The following is a 20,062-nucleotide window of genomic DNA, read 5'->3' as shown; positions in this document are numbered from 1 at the left end:
CGGGGCACGCCGCGGGTGCGCCCTTGGTTCAAGCCGCCCCACGATCGCGGAAGTTAGGCCTGCTTGATGAAAGAAGCGTTGCGCAGGGTGCGCCGGTCGGCGCAAAAAGGCCCCGTTCCCGCCGCGATGGGCCTTGTCCGGGAGGGCGGAAAGCGCTATATCACCACCAATTCATCTTCTCATACGATCCGCGTAGTGAGAGTGGGGCCGCAAGGACCCGCTCTTTTTTATTACCTGAACGCGGCTTGGCGGAAGATGCGACCCGACGCGCTGTCGGGAAAGTTCCGAAGCGGGCTTTGAAATCGTAACCAAGCCTTAACCCAAGCCTTAACCAACGAGCGCCCTGACCCTGGACATGACCGAGCCGAACCCTGGTTCCACGGATGCCGAATTGCTGGCCGAGCCGCGGCTCGTGGTCGAGCCGGGCGTCGCGGCACGGGTGTCCGCGGTGGCTGCTCCCGTGCTCCAGGGCATGGGCTATCGCCTGGTCCGGATCCGCATTTCCGGCGAAGCCGGCTGCACCGTGCAGATCATGGCCGAGCGGCCGGACGGCTCGATGCAGATCGAGGATTGCGAGGCGATCTCGCGGGCCCTGTCGCCCGTGCTCGACGTCGCCGATCCGATCGACCGCGCCTATCGCCTCGAGATCTCCTCGCCGGGGATCGACCGCCCGCTGGTGCGCCGCTCCGATTTCGAGCGCTATTCCGGGCATCTGGTGAAGATCGAGATGGCGGTCGCGCACGAGGGGCGGAAGCGCTTCCGCGGCACGCTCGGTGCCGTCGAAGGCGATCGCGTGCACCTGCATCGCGACGACGTCAAGGCAGGTGACGAAGTCGACGTTCTCCTGACCATGGAGGATATCGGCGATGCCCGGCTGGTGCTGACCGACGAGCTGATCGCCGAATCCATGCGCCGCGGCAAGGCCGAGGCGCGCGAGATGCGCCGCAATCTCGGTCTCGAGCCGCCGCAGGCGCCGCACGCGAAGATCAGCGAGAAAATCACCAAAAACACCAGGCCGAAGAAGAAGCCGGCCCCGACCAATACGAAGAAATATCGCCTGGCCGCCGAACGCGCGCGGCGGGGCGAGATCGAGCCTGACCAAGGAGACTAGCCATGGCAGTCAGCGCCAACCGACTTGAATTGCTTCAGATCGCGGACGCCGTTGCACGCGAGAAATCGATCGACCGCGGCATCGTCATCGCGGCGATGGAGGACGCCATCGCCAAGGCGGCGCGGGCCCGTTACGGCAGCGAAACCGACGTTCATGCCGAGATCGACCCGAAGAAGGGCGAGTTGCGGCTGTCGCGCCACATGCTGGTGGTCGACAAGGTCGAAAACCATTCCAACCAGATCTCGCTGGTCGACGCGCAGCGCGCCAATCCTGGCGCCCAGGTCGGCGACACCATCGCCGACACCCTGCCGCCGCTGGAATATGGCCGCATCGCTGCGCAATCGGCCAAGCAGGTGATCGTGCAGAAGGTGCGCGAGGCCGAGCGCGACCGGCAATACCAGGAATTCAAGGACCGTATCGGCGACATCGTCAACGGCGTCGTCAAACGCGTCGAATATGGCAGCGTGATCGTCGATCTCGGCCGTGGCGAGGCCATCATCCGCCGCGACGAGATGCTGCCGCGCGAAGTGTTCCGCAACGGCGACCGCGTCCGCGCCTACATCTTCGACGTCCGCCGCGAGACGAGAGGCCCGCAGATCTTCCTCTCCCGCACTCATCCGCAGTTCATGGCGAAACTGTTCGCGCAGGAAGTGCCTGAGATCTACGACGGCATCGTCGAGATCAAGGCGGTGGCCCGCGATCCCGGCTCGCGCGCGAAAATCGGTGTGATTTCCCGCGATTCCTCGGTCGATCCGGTCGGCGCCTGCGTCGGCATGCGCGGCTCGCGCGTGCAGGCCGTGGTGAACGAACTGCAGGGCGAGAAGATCGACATCATCCCCTGGTCGCCCGATATCGCGACCTTCGTGGTCAACGCGCTGGCGCCGGCCGAAGTCTCCAAGGTCGTCATCGACGAGGACCGCGAGCGCATCGAGGTCGTGGTGCCCGACACCAACAACCAGCTCTCGCTGGCGATCGGCCGCCGCGGCCAGAACGTGCGTCTGGCCTCGCAGCTCACCGGCTGGGACATCGACATCCTGACCGAGCAGGAGGAATCGGAGCGCCGCCAGGCCGACTTCGAGAACTCCACCCGCGTCTTCATGGAATCGCTCAATGTCGACGAAGTGGTCGGCCAGCTGCTGGCGTCCGAAGGCTTCACCTCGGTCGAGGAACTCGCGATGGTGGACGTCAAGGAACTCGCCGGCATCGAAGGCTTTGACGAGGAGACCGCGCAAGAGCTCCAGAACCGCGCCCGCGAATATCTGGAGCAGCAGGAAGCCGAACTCGAGGCCAGGCGCAAGGAACTCGGTGTCGAGGACGCGCTCAAGGACGTGCCCGGCGTGACCTCGAAGATGCTGGTGAAGTTCGGCGAGAACGACATCAAGTCGGTCGACGACCTCGCCGGCTGCGCCACCGACGATCTGGTCGGCTGGACCGAGCGCAAGGAAGGCAGCGAGCCGACCAAGCACGCCGGTGCGCTCGACGGCGTCGATATTTCCCGTGACGATGCCGAAGCGATGATCATGCAGGCCCGCGTCAAGGCCGGCTGGATCACCGAAGCCGATCTCGCCAAGCCTGCCGAAGAGGCTGCGGCGACCGAAGACCAGCCGGCGTAAGGGCCAGGGAGGATGTCATCCGGATGCTCGCCAGCATTGACAGCGAACTCGATCATGGGCCGCGGACCGAAAGGTCCGCGACCATGCGCATGTGCGCGGTCAGTCGCGAGGTCCGGCCGATCGACGAGCTGATCCGCTTCGTCGTATCGCCGCAAGGCGAGGTGGTTCCCGATCTCAAGCGCAAGCTGCCCGGACGCGGCATGTGGATCACGGCCTCACGCAAGGTGGTTGCGGAAGCCGTCCGGCGTCACCAATTTAGCAAGGCTTTCAAGCGCGATCTGCGCATCCCTCAGACGCTTCCCACCGACATCGAGGCGCTCCTGGTTCGGAGCGTAACGGAAGCCCTTGGGATCGCCGCCAAGGCGGGCCAGGTCGTGGCCGGCTTCGGCAAGGTCGAGAGCGCGCTTCGGGAGGGTACGGTCGAGGTCCTGATCCACGCCAGCGACGGGGCCGCGGACGGAATCCGCAAATTGGACATGCTGGCACGTCAAAATGCCGGAAATCGCGGCGCTGAGCCGCAGATTCCGGTCGTCACCGCACTGAAATCGGTAGAATTGGATTTGGCACTCACCCGGTCAAATGTGATACATGCTGCGCTGCTCGCGGGCCCGGCGAGCAGGTCATTCCTGTCACGTAGCCAGATGCTGGTCCGATACCGGATGGCGGACGATGACAAGACTGCCGAAAAGCACGGCCAGGATTTCTGAGAGACAACGACGACCCAATTGGACGGTGCGGCAACGCACAACACCGATAAATCAGGATTAGGACTGCTGAATGGTTGATACCAAGACCCCTGGCGACAAGAAGCTGAGCGTTCCGAGCAAGACGCTATCGCTCAAGCCGCGCGTCGAAACGGGGACCGTGCGCCAGAGCTTCAGCCATGGCCGCAGCAAGCAGGTCGTGGTCGAGAAGCGCGGCAAGCGCCGCATTGGCGATGGTCCCGAGCCGCACGCGCCTGAGGTGGCTGCAAAGCCGGCGCCGGCGGCACCCGCTGCGCCGTCGCGCCCGGCTCCGCCCGCCCCGCCTCGCAACGCCGGTTCCGGCGTGGTGCTGCGTACCCTGACCGAGGACGAACGTTCGGCCCGCGCCAGCGCGCTGGCCGATGCCAAGCTGCGCGAAGTCGAAGAACGCCGCCAGGCCGAGGAAGAGGCCCAGCGCCGCGCCGTCCGCGAGGCCGCCGAACGCGCCGAGCGCGAAGCCGCCGAAGCCCGCCGCAAGGCCGAGGACGAGCGCCATCGCCACGAGGACGAAGCCAAGCGGAAGGCCGAGACCGAAGCCAAGAAGCGTTTTGGCGAAGGCGAGCAGCCGGCAGCGGCCGCGCGCCCCGCAACCTCCGCACCGGCCGCGCCTGCGCCGCGGCCCGGCGCCCCCGCGGCCCGGCCAGGAACCACCACGACCCGCCCGGGAACCACGACGGCGCGTCCCGCAACGACGACCGCGCAGCGTCCGGGTGCACCGGCAGGTCGCGGCCCCGCAGTTGCAGCCGAGCCAGATGAGGAAGAGGCTCCGCGCCAGATCCGTCGCGGTCCCGGCGGCGCCGCGCGTCCCGCGCCTCCGCCCAAGACCACCCACAAGCCCGGCCCGCAGAAGGAGCGCGGCCGCCTCACCGTGGTCACCGCGCTCAACGCCGACGAGGTGCGCGAGCGCTCGATCGCCTCGTTCCGCCGCCGCACCCAGCGCCTGAAGGGCCACGCCTCGAACGAGCCGAAGGAAAAGCTCATCCGCGAGGTGGTCATTCCGGAAGCGATCACCATCCAGGAGCTCGCCAACCGCATGGCCGAGCGCGCGGTCGACGTCATCCGCATGCTGATGAAGCAGGGCGCGATGCACAAGATCACCGACGTGATCGACGCCGACACCGCGCAGCTGATCGCCGAAGAACTGGGCCACACCGTCAAACGCGTTGCCGCGTCGGACGTCGAGGAAGGCCTGTTCGACACCGTCGACGATTCCACCGATACCGAAACGCGCTCGCCCGTCGTGACCGTGATGGGTCACGTCGATCACGGCAAGACTTCGCTGCTCGACGCGCTCCGCCACGCCAACGTCGTCTCCGGCGAGGCCGGCGGCATCACCCAGCACATCGGCGCCTATCAGGTGGTGTCGCCCGAAAGCGGCAAGAAGATCACCTTCATCGATACGCCCGGCCACGCCGCATTCACCGCGATGCGCGCCCGCGGCGCCAAGGTCACCGACATCGTCGTGCTGGTGGTCGCGGCCGATGACGGCGTGATGCCGCAGACGGTCGAAGCCATCAACCACGCCAAGGCGGCGCGGGTGCCGATCATCGTTGCCATCAACAAGATCGACAAGCCCGACGCCAAGCCCGAGCGCGTGCGCACCGAGCTGCTCCAGCACGAGGTGCAGGTGGAATCCTTCGGCGGCGAGGTCGTCGACGTCGAGGTGTCCGCCAAGAACAAGACCAATCTCGACAAGCTGCTCGAGATGATCGCGCTCCAGGCCGAACTCCTCGACCTCAAGACCAATTCGCAGCGTCCGGCCGAGGGCACCGTGATCGAGGCCAAGCTCGATCGCGGCCGTGGTCCTGTCGCGACCGTGCTGGTGCAGCGCGGCACGCTCCGCGTCGGCGACATCATCGTCGCCGGTGCCGAAATGGGCCGTGTCCGCGCCTTGATCTCGGATCAGGGCGAGACGGTGCAGGAGGCCGGTCCCTCGGTGCCGGTCGAAGTGCTCGGCTTCAACGGTCCGCCGGAGGCCGGCGATCGTCTCGCGGTGGTCGAGAACGAAGCCCGCGCCCGTCAGGTCACCAGCTACCGTGCGCACCAGAAGCGCGAGAACGCGGCAGCTTCGATCTCCGGCATGCGCGGCTCGCTCGAGCAGATGATGTCGCAATTGAAGACGGCGGGCCGCAAGGAATTCCCGCTGATCGTCAAGGCCGACGTGCAGGGCTCGCTGGAAGCGATCCTCGGCTCGCTGGAGAAGCTCGGCACCGACGAAGTCGCAGCCCGCATCCTGCATGCCGGCGTCGGCGGCATCTCGGAATCCGACGTGACGCTGGCGGAAGGCTTCAACGCCGCGATCATCGGCTTCTCGGTTCGTGCCAACAAGGAAGCCGCTGCGGCCGCCAAGCGCAACGGCATCGAGATCCGTTACTACAACATCATCTACGACCTCGTGGACGACGTGAAGAAGGCGATGAGCGGTCTGCTCGCGCCGACCTTGCGCGAAACCATGCTGGGCAATGCCGAGATCCTGGAGATCTTCAACATCTCCAAGGTCGGCAAGGTCGCCGGCTGCCGCGTCACCGACGGCACCGTGGAACGCGGCGCCAATGTGCGCCTGATCCGCGACAACGTCGTGGTGCACGAAGGCAAGCTGTCGACGCTGAAGCGCTTCAAGGACGAAGTGAAGGAAGTCCAGTCGGGCCAGGAATGCGGCATGGCCTTCGAGAGCTATCACGACATGCGTGCCGGTGACGTGATCGAGTGCTATCGCGTGGAGACGATCCAGCGCTCCCTGTAAGTCCAAATCTTACCGAAGCGTTCGGATCTTTTTTGAACTGAAATTGCGGGAGTGCGATGGCCGGATTTTTCCGGCCATCCACCCCTCTTCGTTTCAACAGGAAAACGACAATGCCCGTGTCCCAAGCACGGGCATGACGAGGTGATTTTCGAGAATGCCACGCCACCATCAGAAGAAAAGTTCCGCGCCCGGCGGAGGCTCGCAGCGTCAGTTGCGCGTCGGCGAGCAGGTTCGCCACGCGATGGCCGATATTCTGGCGCAAGGCAACGTGCATGATGCGGATCTCGAAGGTCACATCATCACCGTGCCGGAGGTGCGGATGTCGCCCGACCTGAAGCTCGCAACGGTCTACGTGATGCCGCTCGGCGGCCGCGACACCGAGATCGTGATCGCGGCGCTCGAGCGCAACAAGAAATTCCTGCGCGGCGAGGTCGCGCGGCGCGTTAACCTGAAATTTGCACCTGACATTCGCTTCCGCGTCGACGAGCGATTCGACGAAGCGGAACGGATCGAGAAGCTTTTGCGAACACCTGCGGTGCAGAAGGACCTCGAACAGGACTTGGAACAGAATCCGGCTTCGGATCGGGAAGAAGAGCAATGACCATGGACCCGGCTCACGGCACGATCGGCGGCAACGATGCCGATCAGCGCGAGGTGCAGAAAAATAATTTTGCAGATCTGGGAGGCGATGCCCGGCCGCATCAGGAGCCGCGCCGCGTCAACAACGATCCACGCGCCAAGCAGCAGAAGGGCAACCAGCCGCGCCGGGACCGCCGCGACGTCCATGGCTGGGTCGTGCTCGACAAGCCGATCGGCATGACCTCGACGCAGGCGGTTGCGGTGCTCAAGCGCCTGTTCAACGCCAAGCGCGCCGGCCACGCCGGTACTCTCGATCCGCTCGCCTCTGGCGGGCTGCCGATCGCACTCGGCGAAGCCACCAAGACCGTTCCCTTCGTGATGGACGGCCGCAAGCGCTACCAGTTCACGGTCTGCTGGGGCGAGGAGCGCGACACCGACGACATTGAGGGCCGGGTGACCGCGACCTCCGACCAGCGCCCGACCCGGGAGGCGATCCTGGCTCTTCTGCCGCGCTTCACCGGGGTGATCGAGCAGATCCCTCCGCGCTATTCCGCGATCAAGATCCAGGGCGAGCGTGCCTATGACCTCGCCCGCGACGGCGAGGTCGTGGAACTGGCCCCCCGGCCGGTCGAGATTCACCATTTAACCCTTGTAGATCAACCGGATAAGGACCGAGCCGTATTCGAGGCCGAGTGCGGCAAGGGCACCTATGTCCGCGCCCTGGCCCGCGATATGGGCCGGATTCTCGGCACTTACGGCCATATCTGCGCCCTCAGGCGGACCCTGGTCGGCCCGTTTGGCGAAAACGACATGATTCCGCTGGATCAGTTGGAGGCTTTGTGCGATAGAGCCGCGTCCGGCGAGGGCAGCCTCGCCGACGCGCTTTTGCCCGTTGAGACCGCGCTGGACGACATCCCGGCACTGGCCGTCACTCGGGCTGATGCGGCAAGGCTCCATCGGGGCCAAGCCGTTTTGTTGCGCGGACGGGATGCGCCCACTTGTAGCGGCACAGTCTATGTCACGGTGGCAGGCCGGCTTCTCGCGCTTGCTGAAGTCGGCAATGGCGAAATCATCCCCAAGCGTGTGTTCAACCTGACCGGCCTGACTGCCAGCTCCGGTCGCAACGAGAGAAATTGACGATGTCGATTGCCGCAGAACGCAAAGCGGAAGTCATCAAGACGAATGCCACCAAGGCCGGCGACACCGGCTCGCCCGAGGTTCAGGTCGCGATCCTGTCGGAACGCATCAACAACCTCACCAACCATTTCAAGACCCACGTGAAGGACAACCATTCGCGTCGCGGCCTCTTGAAGCTGGTCTCGACCCGCCGCTCGCTCCTCGACTATCTCAAGAAGAAGGACGAGGCGCGATACAAGGCGCTGCTCGAGAAGCACAATATTCGTCGTTAAGTGTTCCTGCGCGCGCCACTGGCGCGCGTTTTCGTGCGTGGTTTCGAACGAAAGCGCTTCCTTAAAGGTTTTTGATCGAGGCTGCGTGCGCGTCGGATGCGCGTCTTTGAGGATTCGCATCCGGGCATGAAGAGTGAAGACCGCGGTTCGGTGTTCGCGTTCGTGCCGACTGACAGTCCAGCAGCAATCCGGCGGCTGGGCACAACGGGCAAGGCGCCCGTATGACCCGAAAGGATGGACGCCATCCGAAATCCAAAAACCATGGCAGGATCGCAGGACGCTGATCATCCGCTCCGATCAGCGTCCCGCAATCTTGCGCATGGTTTTTGTTTTTCGAGCGCCGTCCCTTCTTTCGAGAACCCATGAAAGAAGACCACTATGTTCAATAAGCATTCAGTCGAGATCGACTGGGGCGGACGCCCACTCAAGCTCGAAACCGGCAAGATCGCCCGCCAGGCCGACGGCGCCGTCGTCGCCACCTATGGCGAGACCGTGGTGCTCGCCACCGTCGTCGCGGCGAAGGCGCCGCGCGAAGGCGTCGACTTCCTGCCGTTGACCGTCGACTACCAGGAGAAGACCTACGCTGCGGGCCGCATCCCCGGCGGCTATTTCAAGCGCGAGGGCCGTCCGACCGAGAAGGAGACGCTGGTCTCCCGCCTGATCGACCGTCCGATCCGCCCGCTGTTCGTCGACGGCTGGCGCAACGAGACCCAGGTGATCGCCACCGTGCTGTCGCACGACATGGAGAACGACCCGGATATCGTCGCGCTGGTCGCGTCGTCGGCTGCGCTGACCCTGTCCGGCGCCCCGTTCAAGGGCCCGATCGGCGCAGCGCGCGTCGGCTTCGCCAATGACGAGTTCATCCTCAACCCGACGCTCGACGAGATGGTCGACACCCAGCTCGACCTCGTCGTCGCCGGCACCGCCGACGCCGTGCTGATGGTGGAATCGGAAGCCAAGGAGCTGAACGAAGACATCATGCTCGGCGCCGTGATGTTCGGTCACCGCCACTTCCAGCCGGTGATCAACGCGATCATCGAGCTCGCCGAGAAGGCCGCCAAGGAGCCGCGCGAAGTCACCGTGATCGACAACGCCGCGCTCGAGAAGGAGATGCTCGGCCTCGTCGAGCAGGAGCTGCGCGCCGCCTACGCGATTCCCGTCAAGCAGGATCGCTACGCCGCGGTCGGCAAGGTCAAGGAAAAGGTGATCGCCCATTACTTCCCCGAAGGGCAGGAGCCGAAATACGACAAGCTCCGCGTCGCCGGCGTGTTCAAGGAGTTGGAAGCCAAGATCGTTCGCTGGAACATCCTGGACACCGGCAAGCGCATCGACGGCCGCGACAGCAAGACGGTCCGCAACATCATCGCCGAAGTCGGCGTGCTGCCCCGCGCCCACGGTTCGGCGCTGTTCACCCGCGGCGAGACCCAGGCGATGGTCGTGACCACGCTCGGCACCGGCGAGGACGAGCAGTACATCGACGCGCTGTCGGGAACGTACAAAGAGACGTTCCTGCTGCACTACAACTTCCCTCCCTACTCGGTCGGTGAAACCGGACGCCTCGGCGGCACCAAGCGCCGCGAGATCGGCCACGGCAAGCTCGCCTGGCGCGCGATCCACCCGGTCCTGCCGCCGCACCACGAATTCCCCTACACGGTGCGCGTGGTCTCCGAGATCACCGAATCCAACGGCTCCTCGTCGATGGCATCGGTCTGCGGCGCCTCGCTGGCGCTGATGGATGCGGGCGTGCCGTTGAAGCGGCCGACCGCGGGCATCGCGATGGGCCTGATCCTCGAGGACAAGCGCTTTGCGGTTCTCTCCGATATCCTCGGTGACGAGGACCATCTCGGCGACATGGACTTCAAGGTCGCCGGCACGGAAGCGGGCATCACCTCGCTCCAGATGGACATCAAGATCGAGGGCATCACCGAAGAGATCATGCGCGTCGCCCTTGGCCAGGCCAAGGACGGCCGCATCCACATCCTCGGTGAGATGGCCAAGGCGCTGACCAACGCCCGCGCCGAGCTCGGCGAATATGCGCCGCGCATCGAGACCTTCAAGATCCCGACCGACAAGATCCGCGAAGTGATCGGCACCGGCGGCAAGGTGATCCGCGAGATCGTCGAGAAGACCGGCGCCAAGGTCAACATCGAGGACGACGGCACCGTGAAGGTCGCCTCCAGCGACGGCGAAGCCATGAAGGCCGCGATCAAGTGGATCAAGTCGATCGCCTCCGAGCCTGAAGTCGGCCAGATCTATGACGGCACCGTCGTCAAGGTGATGGAGTTCGGCGCCTTCGTGAACTTCTTCGGCTCCAAGGACGGCCTCGTCCACATCAGCCAGCTCGCTTCCAGCCGCGTGCAGAAGACCTCCGACGTCGTCAAGGAAGGCGACAAGGTCAAGGTGAAGCTGCTCGGCTTCGACGACCGCGGCAAGACCCGCCTGTCGATGAAGGTGGTCGACCAGACCACCGGCGAGGACCTCGAGGCCAAGGAGAAGGCCGCCGAGGGCGAGAAGGCCCCGCGCGAAGCGGCGGGCGAATAAGGTCTCGCGACAGTCCAGAAAAACGAAGGGCGGCCGAAAGGCCGCCCTTTTGTTTGTCTTCACGCCGGACCGTGCTGCGCCCCCTCTCCCGCTTGCGGGAGAGGGTCGGGGAGAGGGCTGCTTCCACAGGGAGACTCTCAACGAGGAGAGAGCCCTCACCCGGTGCTTCGCACCGACCTCTCCCGCAAGCGGGAGAGGTGAACCTGGCCTCACGCCACGATGTCGTAGCGGTCGAGGTTCATCACCTTGGTCCAGGCCTTGGCAAAGTCCTTGACGAACTTCTCCTTGGAGTCCGAGGTGGCATAGACCTCGGCGAAGGCGCGGAGCTGCGAGTGTGCGCCGAAGATCAGATCGACACGCGTGGCGGTCCACTTCACCGCGCTGGTCTTGCGGTCGCGCCCCTCATAGGAGCCGTCGGCCGACGGCGTCCACTGCGTGCTCATGTCGAGCAGGTTGACGAAGTAGTCGTTGCTCAGCGTACCCAGCTTCGAAGTGAAGACGCCGTGCTTCGAACCGTTCGCATTCGCACCGAGCACCCGCAGGCCGCCGACCAGCACCGTCATCTCCGGACCGGTCAGCCTCAGCAGCTGCGCGCGATCGACCAGCGCCTCTTCAGGATGCATGAACTGATGCCGCTTGCCGATATAGTTGCGGAAGCCATCGGCCCGCGGCTCCAGCGGCGCGAAGGAGGCCGCATCCGTCTGCTCCTGCGAAGCGTCCATGCGGCCCGGCGTGAAGCCGACCTTGACGTCGACGCCGGCGTCCTTGGCGGCCTTCTCGACCGCGGCGGTGCCGCCGAGCACGATCAGGTCTGCCAGCGAGACCTTCTTCGCGCCGGATGACGCATTGAAGTCCTTCTGGATCGCTTCGAGCTTGACGAGCACCTTCGAAAGCTGAGCCGGCTCGTTCACCTCCCAGTCCTTCTGCGGCGCAAGGCGAATGCGCGCGCCATTGGCGCCGCCGCGCTTGTCGGAGCCGCGGAACGTCGAGGCCGACGCCCAGGCGGTCGAGACCAGCTCGGACACCGAGAGGCCGGAGCCCAGGATCTTGGTCTTCAGGGCGGCGATGTCCTGATCGCTGACCAGCTCGTGATTGACGGCTGGAATGGGGTCCTGCCAGATCAGCGTTTCCTTCGGCACCAGCGGGCCGAGATAGCGCTGGATCGGGCCCATATCGCGATGGGTCAGCTTGAACCAGGCGCGGGCGAAGGCGTCAGCGAACTGATCCGGCTTCTCCAGGAAGCGACGCGAGATCTTCTCATACACGGGATCGAAGCGCAGCGAGAGGTCGGTCGTCAGCATCGTCGGCCGATGCTTCTTCGACTTGTCGAAAGCATCGGGGATGATCGCCTCGGCGTTCTTGGCCGTCCACTGCTGCGCACCAGCCGGGCTCTTCGTCAGCTCCCATTCGAAATTGAACAGGTTCTCGAAGAAATTGTTGCTCCACTTCGTCGGCGTCGTCGTCCACGTCACCTCGAGGCCGCTGGTGATGGAATCAGCACCCAGGCCCGTCCCATGCTTGCTCTTCCAGCCGAGCCCCTGATCTTCCAGCGCGCCCGCTTCCGGCTCCGGACCGACCAGCGATGCATCGCCGGCGCCGTGAGTCTTGCCGAAGCTGTGGCCGCCTGCGATCAGCGCCACGGTCTCTTCGTCGTTCATCGCCATGCGGGCGAACGTCTCGCGGATATCCTTGGCCGCAGCGACTGGATCCGGCTTGCCGTTCGGCCCCTCCGGATTGACGTAGATCAGGCCCATCTGCACCGCGCCGAGCGGCTCGGCGAGCTGACGCTCACCGCTGTAGCGCTCATCGCCGAGCCAGGTGCCTTCCGGACCCCAATAGAGCTCTTCCGGCTCCCAGACGTCGACGCGACCGCCGGCGAAACCAAAGGTCTTGAAGCCCATCGATTCCAGCGCGACGTTGCCGGCGAGCACCATCAGATCGGCCCAGGAAATCTTGCGGCCGTATTTCTGCTTGATCGGCCAGAGCAGACGGCGCGCCTTGTCGAGATTGGCGTTGTCGGGCCAGCTGTTGAGCGGCGCGAAGCGCTGCTGACCGGCTCCGGCGCCACCGCGTCCGTCGGTGATGCGATAGGTGCCCGCGCTGTGCCAGGCCATGCGGATCATGAGGCCGCCATAGTGACCGAAGTCGGCGGGCCACCATTCCTGGGAATCCGTCATCAGAGCGGTCAGGTCCTTGATGACCGCATTCAGGTCGAGCGACTTGAACTCCTTGGCGTAGTCGAAGTCCTTGTCCATCGGATCGGACTTGTCCGAGTTCTTGTGCAGGACCTCGATGTCGAGCTGCGTTGGCCACCAGTCGCGGTTTGAGCGCGCGGGTTTTCCGCCCGAAAACGGGCACTTCGAAGTGTCGTCCATGAATACCTCCTCTGGCGGCGTCGAACTCGCGCCCTTGACCAGGTAGAAGCACTCTAAGCGCCGCATCCCATCAGGGGAAGTTGACTTTAGTGATCGCTGCGATAGGATTTTCTTATGATAAATCTGACGCTGCGCCAGCTCCGATATTTCGATGCGCTGGCGCGCCACGGCCATTTCGGCCGCGCGGCCGAATCCTGTTCCATCTCGCAGCCGGCCCTGTCGATGCAGATCAAGGAGCTGGAAGAGACGCTCGGCGGGCTGCTGCTGGAGCGCAGCGCGCGGCAGGTCGCGCTGACCCGGTTCGGCGAGGAACTCGCTCAGCGCGTCCGTGACATTCTGCGCTCGGTCGACGAACTCGGTGATTTCGCCCGGGCCTCGCAGGACCGCTTCGCCGGCCGCCTGCGCATCGGCATGATCCCGACCATCGCGCCCTACCTGCTGCCCAAGATCACCAAGAATCTCACGCGCATGCATCCAGAGCTCGATATCCGCGTGCGCGAGACCATGACCCCGCGGCTGATCCAGGAGCTGGTGGAAGGCCGGCTCGACACCGCCATCGTGGCGCTCCCGGTGTCGGAGCCCTCGCTCACCGAGGTCGCTCTGTTCGAAGAGAAATTCTTGCTGGTCCGGCCGGGCTCCGACGAGGGCACACCGGTGCCGTCGCGCGAGATGATGCGCGAGATGCGGCTTCTGCTGCTGGAGGAGGGGCACTGCTTCCGCGACCAGGCGCTCTCCTTCTGCAACATGCAGTCGGCGCCGCCGCGCGAGATGCTGGACGCCAACTCGCTCTCGACGCTGGTCCAGATGGTCAGCGCCGGCATCGGCGTAACGCTGATCCCGGAGATGGCGGTGCCGGTGGAGACGCGATCGGCCTCGGTCTCGCTGGCGCGCTTTCGCGACCCCGAGCCGTCGCGTACCATCGGCATGGTGTGGCGCAAGACCAGCCCGCTGGCACGGCAGCTGCTGCAAATCTCCGAGGTGGTCTGCCTGTCGGCCGGCAAGGTGCGTGCGCGTCAGAGCGTGCGCAGCCAGCGGGCCTAGCTCCGATGCCGCATCCCGTCATCCGCCCTGCCCGCGCAGACGAGTATGATGAGGTCGGCCGCGTCTGGATGGAGAGCTGGGCCTCGACCGGGCTTGCCGAGACGAGCGACTTCCTCCTGGCCAACCTGCGCGCGCGCATCAGGCGCGAGATCGCGAACGGCTGGAGCCTGTTCGTCGCCGACGACAACGGCACGGTCGCTGCGATGCTGGCGCTGCATCTGCCGAAGCTCTATCTCGACATGCTCTTCGTCGCGCCCGACTATCAGGGTCGTTCGCTCGGGCGGCGACTGCTCGCGTTTACGCGGACGCAAATGCCCGATGAAATGTACCTGCGTTGCGTGCGCGAGAACGAAAAGGCCTGGCGCTGGTACGAGCGCGAGGGGTTTGTATTCGAGAAGGAAGAGATCGAGCCGTCGAATGGGTTCATGATGAAATATTACCGGTGGAAGAGGGCAGCTTGAAGCCGTGCGCCATGCTTGCAGGCGCTGCTTACACGCTCTAGTTTTGCAACTCTCCCACTGTCGACCGCCCCGATCATGTTCTGCCGTTTCTTCGTCGCCATCGTCCTCGCTTCATCGTGCCTGACTGCCACTGGATGGGCTGAGGTCCCCACATCGGCGGCTCCTGGCGCGCCTGTCAAACCGGCTGTCAAGAAACCCGCCGCCAAGCCAAATGCAGCGAAGGCCAATACGGCCACGAAGCAACCGGCAGCGATCGAGACCGGCCCTTGCCGCCTGGGCGTCATTTCGGCGATCGGCGGTCGGTTCTCGGTCGAGAAGTTCGGCCTCACGGTGTTCGAGACCGAATTCAACGAGATTCCGATCGACGATTGGAGCCTTGACGACATCCCGCTGGCGCGTGTGCGTGCCGCAAGCGGCGCTGATCCGTCGATCAGGAAGATCAGCTACCCCAAGGGAGCGTTCGAGCCATTCTACAATCCGAAATCCAGGCTCTTTCCGGATCCGAGCGAGCGTTTACCGGCCATCGTTCGCAACATCACCGCCAATGCGAATTGCGACCGCTATCTCGTGGTGACGAGGTACAAGACCGAATTGCAAGGCTCCAGCCTGGTTCTGGACGGCATCGGCGCCTACAGCCGGGGACTCGGTTCTTTCGCCAGACATTCGCATTTGTTCGCCAATGTTGCGGTCAACCTGATTGACGGCAGGAGCTATGAGCCCATCAATCGGCATTTCGCAAATTTCGGCTCCAATCTCGCCGAGAGCATGAGGCTGACGGAAGATCCGATCACCAAGCTCGACAATTCGCAGTTTCCCGATCCGCCCGCCACCGCGGCGGGCAATACAACGTTGCGAGAAAGGACCCGCGCGCTCGTTGCGGCGAGGCTCGACCGGACTCTCCCCGGCTATCTCAAGGAAGATTAAGCGACTCGCCGCCGTGGTCCGTCGACCAGGATGTCGCAAGGCATCACCTCCACGCATTGGGACTTGTACGTTGCGGATTCGCTACGGACAGGCGATGAATGAGCCTCGTCGCGCTTCACGTTGAGGAGGATCCTCCCCATGATCAAGCTCTACTGGTCTCCCCGCTCGCGATCGTTCACGACGCTTTGGCTGATGGAAGAGAGCGGCCTGCCCTACGAGCGCGTGCTGACCGACATCTCGACCGGCGCGCAGAAGACGCCGGAGTTTCTAAAGATCAATCCGATGGGCAAGGTTCCGGCGCTGACCGACGGCGACGCGGCGCTCGGCGAAGCCGCAGCCATCTGCGCCTACATCGCCGACCGCTATCCCGAGGCGAAACTGGCGCCCGGCGTGACCGACCCGCGCCGTGCGCGCTACCTGCAATGGTTGTTCTTCTCGCCGGGCTGCATCGAGCCCGCCATCATCCAGATCTTCACCAAGATCGAAATCCCGACCTCGACCGCGGCCTGGGGCAGCGCGATACAAGTCTTCGACGTGCTGGAAGCCGCGCTTCAGAAGGGGCCGTGGATCCTCGGCGAGGAATTTTCCGCCGCCGACGTCGTGATCGGCGCCGGCCTGAATTTCGCGGTACGCCTGTTCAAGATGGTGCCGTCCCGCCCGGCCTTCGATGCTTATCTCGCGCGATGCGCGGCGCGTCCGGCGTTCCAGCGCGCGGAGAAGATCGCGGCGGGTTAAGCAGGCTCTCGTAGGGTGGGCAAAGGCGCAACGCACCGTGCCCACCGTCCGTAATCATTGAGAGATGGTGGGCACGCTTCGCTTTGCCCACCCTACAAGAGCACGAAATTATTCCGATGCCTTCAGATCGTCCGGCCGCGGCATCAGGATGACGTTGTAGCCGGAATCCACGTAGTGGATCTCGCCGGTCACGCCGCCGGAGAGATCCGACAGCAGATACAGTGCCGAGCCGCCGAGGTCGTCGAGCGTGACGCCGCGACGGAGCGGGGAGTGCTTCTGCATGAAGGCGAACATCGCCCGCGCCTCGCCGATGCCGGAGCCGGCGAGCGTGCGGATGGGGCCCGCGGAGATTGCGTTGACGCGGATGCCGCGCGGTCCGAAATCGGCGGCGAGATAGCGCACGGAGGCTTCCAGCGCCGCCTTCGCCACGCCCATCACGTTGTAATTCGGCATCGCGCGCTCCGACGCGCCGAAGGTCAGCGTGATCATGCTGCCGCCTTCCGTCATCAGCTCGGCGGCGCGTTTTGCGACCTCCGTGAACGAGAAGCAGGAGATCACCATGGTGCGCGAGAAATTCTCGCGGCTGGTGTCGGCGTAGCGGCCCTTGAGCTCGTTCTTGTCGGCAAAGCCGATCGCGTGGATCACGAAGTCGAGCCGGCCCCATTTCTCGCGGAGCGTAGCGAAGGTGGCATCGACACTGGCGATGTCCTCGACGTCGCAAGGCAGAACTAGATTCACGCCAAGCTGCTCCGCCAGCGGCTTGACGCGCTTGCCGAGAGCCTCGCCCTGGAAGGTGAAGGCAAGCTCGGCGCCATGGGCACGCAGCGTCCTCGCCATGCCCCAGGCGATGGAATGATCATTGGCGATGCCCATGATCAGACCGCGCTTGCCTTTCATCAGACCTTCCATTGCCTCACGGCTCCTTATCATTCCGACGTCATCGCCCGCGTAGGCGGGCGATCCAGTATTCCGAGACAGTCGTGGTAGTCGTGAGGGCGCGGCGTACTGGATGCCCCGCCTGCGCGGGGCATGACAGCGTCGCTGAAATTACGCATCCAGCCGGCTGAACACCAGCGTGGCGTTGGTGCCGCCGAAGCCGAAGGAGTTCGACAGCACGGTGCCGATCTTGACGTTGTCGATGCGCTTGCGCACGATCGGCATGTCGGCGAATACGGGATCGAGCTCCTGGATGTGCGCGCTCTCGCAGATGAAGCCGTTGTTCATCATCAGTAGCGAATAGATCGCTTCCTGCACGCCGGTGGCGCCCAGCGAGTGGCCGGTCAGTGCCTTGGTCGCCGAGATCGGCGGGCACTTCTCGCCGACGCCGAACACCTTGCGGATCGCCTCGATCTCCGGCGGATCGCCGGCTGGCGTCGATGTCGCGTGCGGATTGATGTAGTCGACCCTGGTCTTCACCGTCGACATCGCCATGCGCATGCAGCGCTCGGCGCCTTCGCCCGACGGCGCCACCATGTCGTAGCCGTCCGAGGTCGCGCCGTAGCCGACAATCTCGCCATAGATGCGCGCGCCGCGCGCCTTGGCATGCTCGAGCTCTTCCAGCACCAGCACGCCGGCGCCGCCGGCGATGACGAAGCCATCGCGGTTGAGGTCGTAAGGACGCGAGGCCGTGGCCGGCGTGTCGTTATACTTCGAGGACATCGCGCCCATGGCGTCGAACAGCACCGACAGCGACCAGTCCAGCTCCTCGCAGCCGCCGGCGAAGATGATGTCCTGCTTGCCGATCTGGATCGTCTCATAGGCATTGCCGACGCAATGGTTCGACGTCGCGCAGGCCGAGGAGATCGAATAGTTCACGCCCTTGATCTTGAACCAGGTTGCAAGCGTCGCGGAGGCCGTGGAAGACATCGCCTTCGGCACCGCAAACGGGCCGACGCGCTTGGGTCCCTTGGAGCGGGTGATGTCGGCGGCTTCGACGATGGTGCGCGCCGAGGGACCGCCGGAGCCCATGATGATGCCGGTACGGATGTTGGAGACTTCGTCCGGCGACAGGCCGGAGTCCTGGATCGCCTGCTCCATCGCGACGTGATTCCACGCCGCACCCTGGCCGAGGAAACGCAGCGCGCGGCGGTCGACCACCGTCGACGGATCGAGCGTGGGCTCACCTTGCACCTGCGAACGGAAGCCGAGCTCGGCATATTTCCCTGCCCGCGAAATGCCAGACTTCGCCTCGTGAAGGCTCGCAAGCACTTCCTGGCTGTTGTTTCCGATGGACGAGACGATGCCCATTCCGGTGACCACAACCCGCCTCATGACAGCCTCGCCTCAATCGTTGTCTTCTTGGTGATGCGCTCAGCCCAGGTTGGTGCCCTGCTTGAACAGGCCAACCTTCAGATCCTTGGCGCGATAAATAATCTGGTCATCGACCGAAAGCCACCCGTCGGCGATGCCGAGCACCAGCTTTGCCCGCATCACGCGTTTGATATCGATGTTGTACACAACCTTGCGGGCGTCGGTCAGCACCTGGCCGCCGAACTTCAGCTCGCTCAGGCCGAGCGCCCGGCCGCGGCCTTCGCCGCCGACCCAGCCGAGGTAAAAGCCGACCATTTGCCACAGCGCATCCAGGCCGAGGCAGCCGGGCATCACCGGGTCGTTCTTGAAATGGCAGCCGAAGAACCAGAGGTCAGGCTTCACGTCGAGCTCGGCGCGCACCAGGCCCTTGCCGAATTCACCGCCATTGTCGGTGATCTCCGTGATGCGGTCGAACATCAGCATCGGCGGCAGCGGCAGCTGGGCATTGCCCGGACCGAACATCTCGCCGCGGGCACAGGCCAGCAGATCTTCGTAATCATAACCGTTGCGCCTGTTCAGCATTCACGAGCCTCTGTTCAATCCCGATTGAGCGGCGTTCTTTGGCGAAAATGGCCCCGTCTCGATCGGACAGCAACGCCAATTGCCCACCGTCGGCCGCGACTCGCGCAAGCCACGGATGGACTGCGAACCAAGCCTTCATGCTCGGCTGCACCAAAATCGGCTAAGCGGAACCGCGCGCTCTCTAACACAGGCCATTTCGGGTGGCAAAGCGCATCCATGAAGGTAAAATGACGCGCTTACCACGCGGTTCCAGGCCTGATTAGAACCTCTCTAGTTGCGAGAAACTTGCATCTGCATCTTTCTGTTCTTATAGTAACAAAGAGATATTGTTCACGCGTGCCCGAAATCTGGAAATGACCGAGAATACCGCGTCCCACTACGACGACGCCCATGCCGCGGCCCTCCTGTCCGGCCGCCAGCCGGCCTTGACCGGCTGCCCGTGGCACGACGTCAACGAAATGCTCCAGTCCGCGGGGCTCCGTCCGACGCGCCAACGTATGGCGCTCGGCTGGCTGCTGTTCGGCAAGGGTGCACGCCACCTCACGGCTGAAATGCTCTACGAGGAAGCGACGCTGGCCAAGGTTCCGGTATCGCTGGCGACCGTGTACAACACGTTGAACCAGCTCACCGATGCCGGCCTGCTCCGTCAGGTCAGCGTTGACGGCACCAAGACCTATTTCGACACCAACGTCACGACCCACCATCACTACTACCTCGAGAACAGCCATGAGCTGGTCGACATCGAGGACCCTCATCTGGCGCTGTCGAAGATGCCGGAGGTGCCCGAGGGCTACGAGATCTCCCGCATCGACATGGTCGTGCGCCTGCGCAAGAAGCGCTGAGGTCGCCTTAGGCTGATAATCTGACCGTCATGGCCGGGCTCGTCCCGGCCATCCACGTTTTGGATCGGCGCGAAGGACGTGGATGCCCGGGACAAGCCCGGGCACGACGGTGG

The 20,062-nt window shown here is 64.4% G+C and carries 17 protein-coding genes; 13 read left to right on the top strand and 4 right to left on the bottom strand.

From position 1 onward, the window contains the following. Nucleotides 1-355: 355 nt before the first annotated feature. The 8 genes from rimP (at nt 356) to pnp (ending at nt 10,739) form a co-directional block, all read left to right on the top strand. The gene (rimP, locus tag IVB23_RS21670) at nt 356-1,111 is read left to right on the top strand and encodes a ribosome maturation factor RimP (RefSeq protein WP_247799919.1); all 756 of its coding nucleotides are present in this window, start codon (nt 356-358) and stop codon (nt 1,109-1,111) included. Between the two features lie 2 nt (nt 1,112-1,113). Further along, the gene (nusA, locus tag IVB23_RS21665; protein ID WP_061879917.1) at nt 1,114-2,724 is read left to right on the top strand and encodes a transcription termination factor NusA; all 1,611 of its coding nucleotides are present in this window, start codon (nt 1,114-1,116) and stop codon (nt 2,722-2,724) included. 23 nt (nt 2,725-2,747) lie between these two features. After that, nucleotides 2,748-3,431, top strand: a complete 684-nt coding sequence (locus tag IVB23_RS21660) for an RNA-binding protein (RefSeq protein ID WP_197965332.1) — start codon at nt 2,748-2,750, stop codon at nt 3,429-3,431. A 70-nt stretch (nt 3,432-3,501) separates the two neighbouring features. After that, the gene (gene infB, locus IVB23_RS21655) at nt 3,502-6,210 is read left to right on the top strand and encodes a translation initiation factor IF-2 (RefSeq protein WP_247799918.1); all 2,709 of its coding nucleotides are present in this window, start codon (nt 3,502-3,504) and stop codon (nt 6,208-6,210) included. A 154-nt stretch (nt 6,211-6,364) separates the two neighbouring features. Continuing rightward, nucleotides 6,365-6,811, top strand: coding sequence for a 30S ribosome-binding factor RbfA (gene rbfA, locus IVB23_RS21650; protein WP_061879920.1), 447 nt, complete (start codon nt 6,365-6,367; stop codon nt 6,809-6,811). Next, on the top strand, nt 6,808-7,926 hold the full coding sequence (gene truB, locus IVB23_RS21645) for a tRNA pseudouridine(55) synthase TruB (RefSeq protein ID WP_247799917.1): 1,119 nt from the start codon (nt 6,808-6,810) through the stop codon (nt 7,924-7,926). Before rbfA ends, truB begins: the two co-directional genes overlap by 4 nt. 2 nt (nt 7,927-7,928) lie before the next feature. After that, a complete protein-coding gene (gene rpsO, locus IVB23_RS21640; RefSeq protein ID WP_008540131.1) occupies nt 7,929-8,198 on the top strand; it encodes a 30S ribosomal protein S15 in 270 nt (89 codons plus the stop codon). 378 nt (nt 8,199-8,576) lie between these two features. After that, a complete protein-coding gene (gene pnp / locus IVB23_RS21635) occupies nt 8,577-10,739 on the top strand; it encodes a polyribonucleotide nucleotidyltransferase (protein WP_247799916.1) in 2,163 nt (720 codons plus the stop codon). Nucleotides 10,740-10,948: 209 nt separating this feature from the next. Here the strand turns inward: pnp and katG are convergent, their stop codons facing one another. Then, nucleotides 10,949-13,114: a catalase/peroxidase HPI gene (katG, locus tag IVB23_RS21630; RefSeq protein ID WP_247799915.1), complete on the bottom strand. Its 2,166-nt coding sequence runs from the start codon at nt 13,112-13,114 to the stop codon at nt 10,949-10,951. Nucleotides 13,115-13,228: 114 nt separating this feature from the next. On the opposite strand from katG, the gene IVB23_RS21625 reads away from it, so the two are divergent. The 4 genes from IVB23_RS21625 to IVB23_RS21610 all read left to right on the top strand — a co-directional run bounded on the left by IVB23_RS21625 (nt 13,229) and on the right by IVB23_RS21610 (nt 16,275). Continuing rightward, nucleotides 13,229-14,155: a hydrogen peroxide-inducible genes activator gene (locus IVB23_RS21625; RefSeq protein ID WP_061879924.1), complete on the top strand. Its 927-nt coding sequence runs from the start codon at nt 13,229-13,231 to the stop codon at nt 14,153-14,155. Nucleotides 14,156-14,160: 5 nt separating this feature from the next. After that, entirely contained in the window at nt 14,161-14,616 is a 456-nt protein-coding gene (locus IVB23_RS21620; RefSeq protein WP_247799914.1) for a GNAT family N-acetyltransferase, read from the top strand. A gap of 75 nt (nt 14,617-14,691) precedes the next feature. Then, the gene (locus tag IVB23_RS21615; RefSeq protein WP_247799913.1) at nt 14,692-15,540 is read left to right on the top strand and encodes a hypothetical protein; all 849 of its coding nucleotides are present in this window, start codon (nt 14,692-14,694) and stop codon (nt 15,538-15,540) included. 138 nt (nt 15,541-15,678) lie between these two features. Continuing rightward, entirely contained in the window at nt 15,679-16,275 is a 597-nt protein-coding gene (locus IVB23_RS21610; RefSeq protein ID WP_247799912.1) for a glutathione S-transferase family protein, read from the top strand. Between the two features lie 108 nt (nt 16,276-16,383). Here the strand turns inward: IVB23_RS21610 and fabI are convergent, their stop codons facing one another. The 3 genes from fabI to fabA form a co-directional block, all read right to left on the bottom strand. Beyond that, on the bottom strand, nt 16,384-17,184 hold the full coding sequence (fabI, locus tag IVB23_RS21605; RefSeq protein WP_247799911.1) for an enoyl-ACP reductase FabI: 801 nt from the start codon (nt 17,182-17,184) through the stop codon (nt 16,384-16,386). Nucleotides 17,185-17,322: 138 nt separating this feature from the next. After that, nucleotides 17,323-18,546 (bottom strand): beta-ketoacyl-ACP synthase I, encoded by a 1,224-nt coding sequence (gene fabB, locus IVB23_RS21600; protein ID WP_247799910.1) that lies wholly within the window; start codon nt 18,544-18,546, stop codon nt 17,323-17,325. 39 nt (nt 18,547-18,585) lie between these two features. Next, the gene (gene fabA, locus IVB23_RS21595; protein WP_061879930.1) at nt 18,586-19,107 is read right to left on the bottom strand and encodes a 3-hydroxyacyl-[acyl-carrier-protein] dehydratase FabA; all 522 of its coding nucleotides are present in this window, start codon (nt 19,105-19,107) and stop codon (nt 18,586-18,588) included. A 353-nt stretch (nt 19,108-19,460) separates the two neighbouring features. Between fabA and irrA the strand changes: the two genes are divergently transcribed. After that, nucleotides 19,461-19,949 (top strand): iron response transcriptional regulator IrrA, encoded by a 489-nt coding sequence (gene irrA, locus IVB23_RS21590; RefSeq protein ID WP_247799909.1) that lies wholly within the window; start codon nt 19,461-19,463, stop codon nt 19,947-19,949. Nucleotides 19,950-20,062 lie beyond the last annotated feature (113 nt).

The organism is Bradyrhizobium sp. 191 (genome assembly GCF_023100985.1).
GTDB lineage: Bacteria > Pseudomonadota > Alphaproteobacteria > Rhizobiales > Xanthobacteraceae > Bradyrhizobium > Bradyrhizobium diversitatis.
The sequence above is the reverse complement of the archived record's forward strand: the minus strand, read 5'-3'. Positions and strand labels throughout refer to the sequence as shown.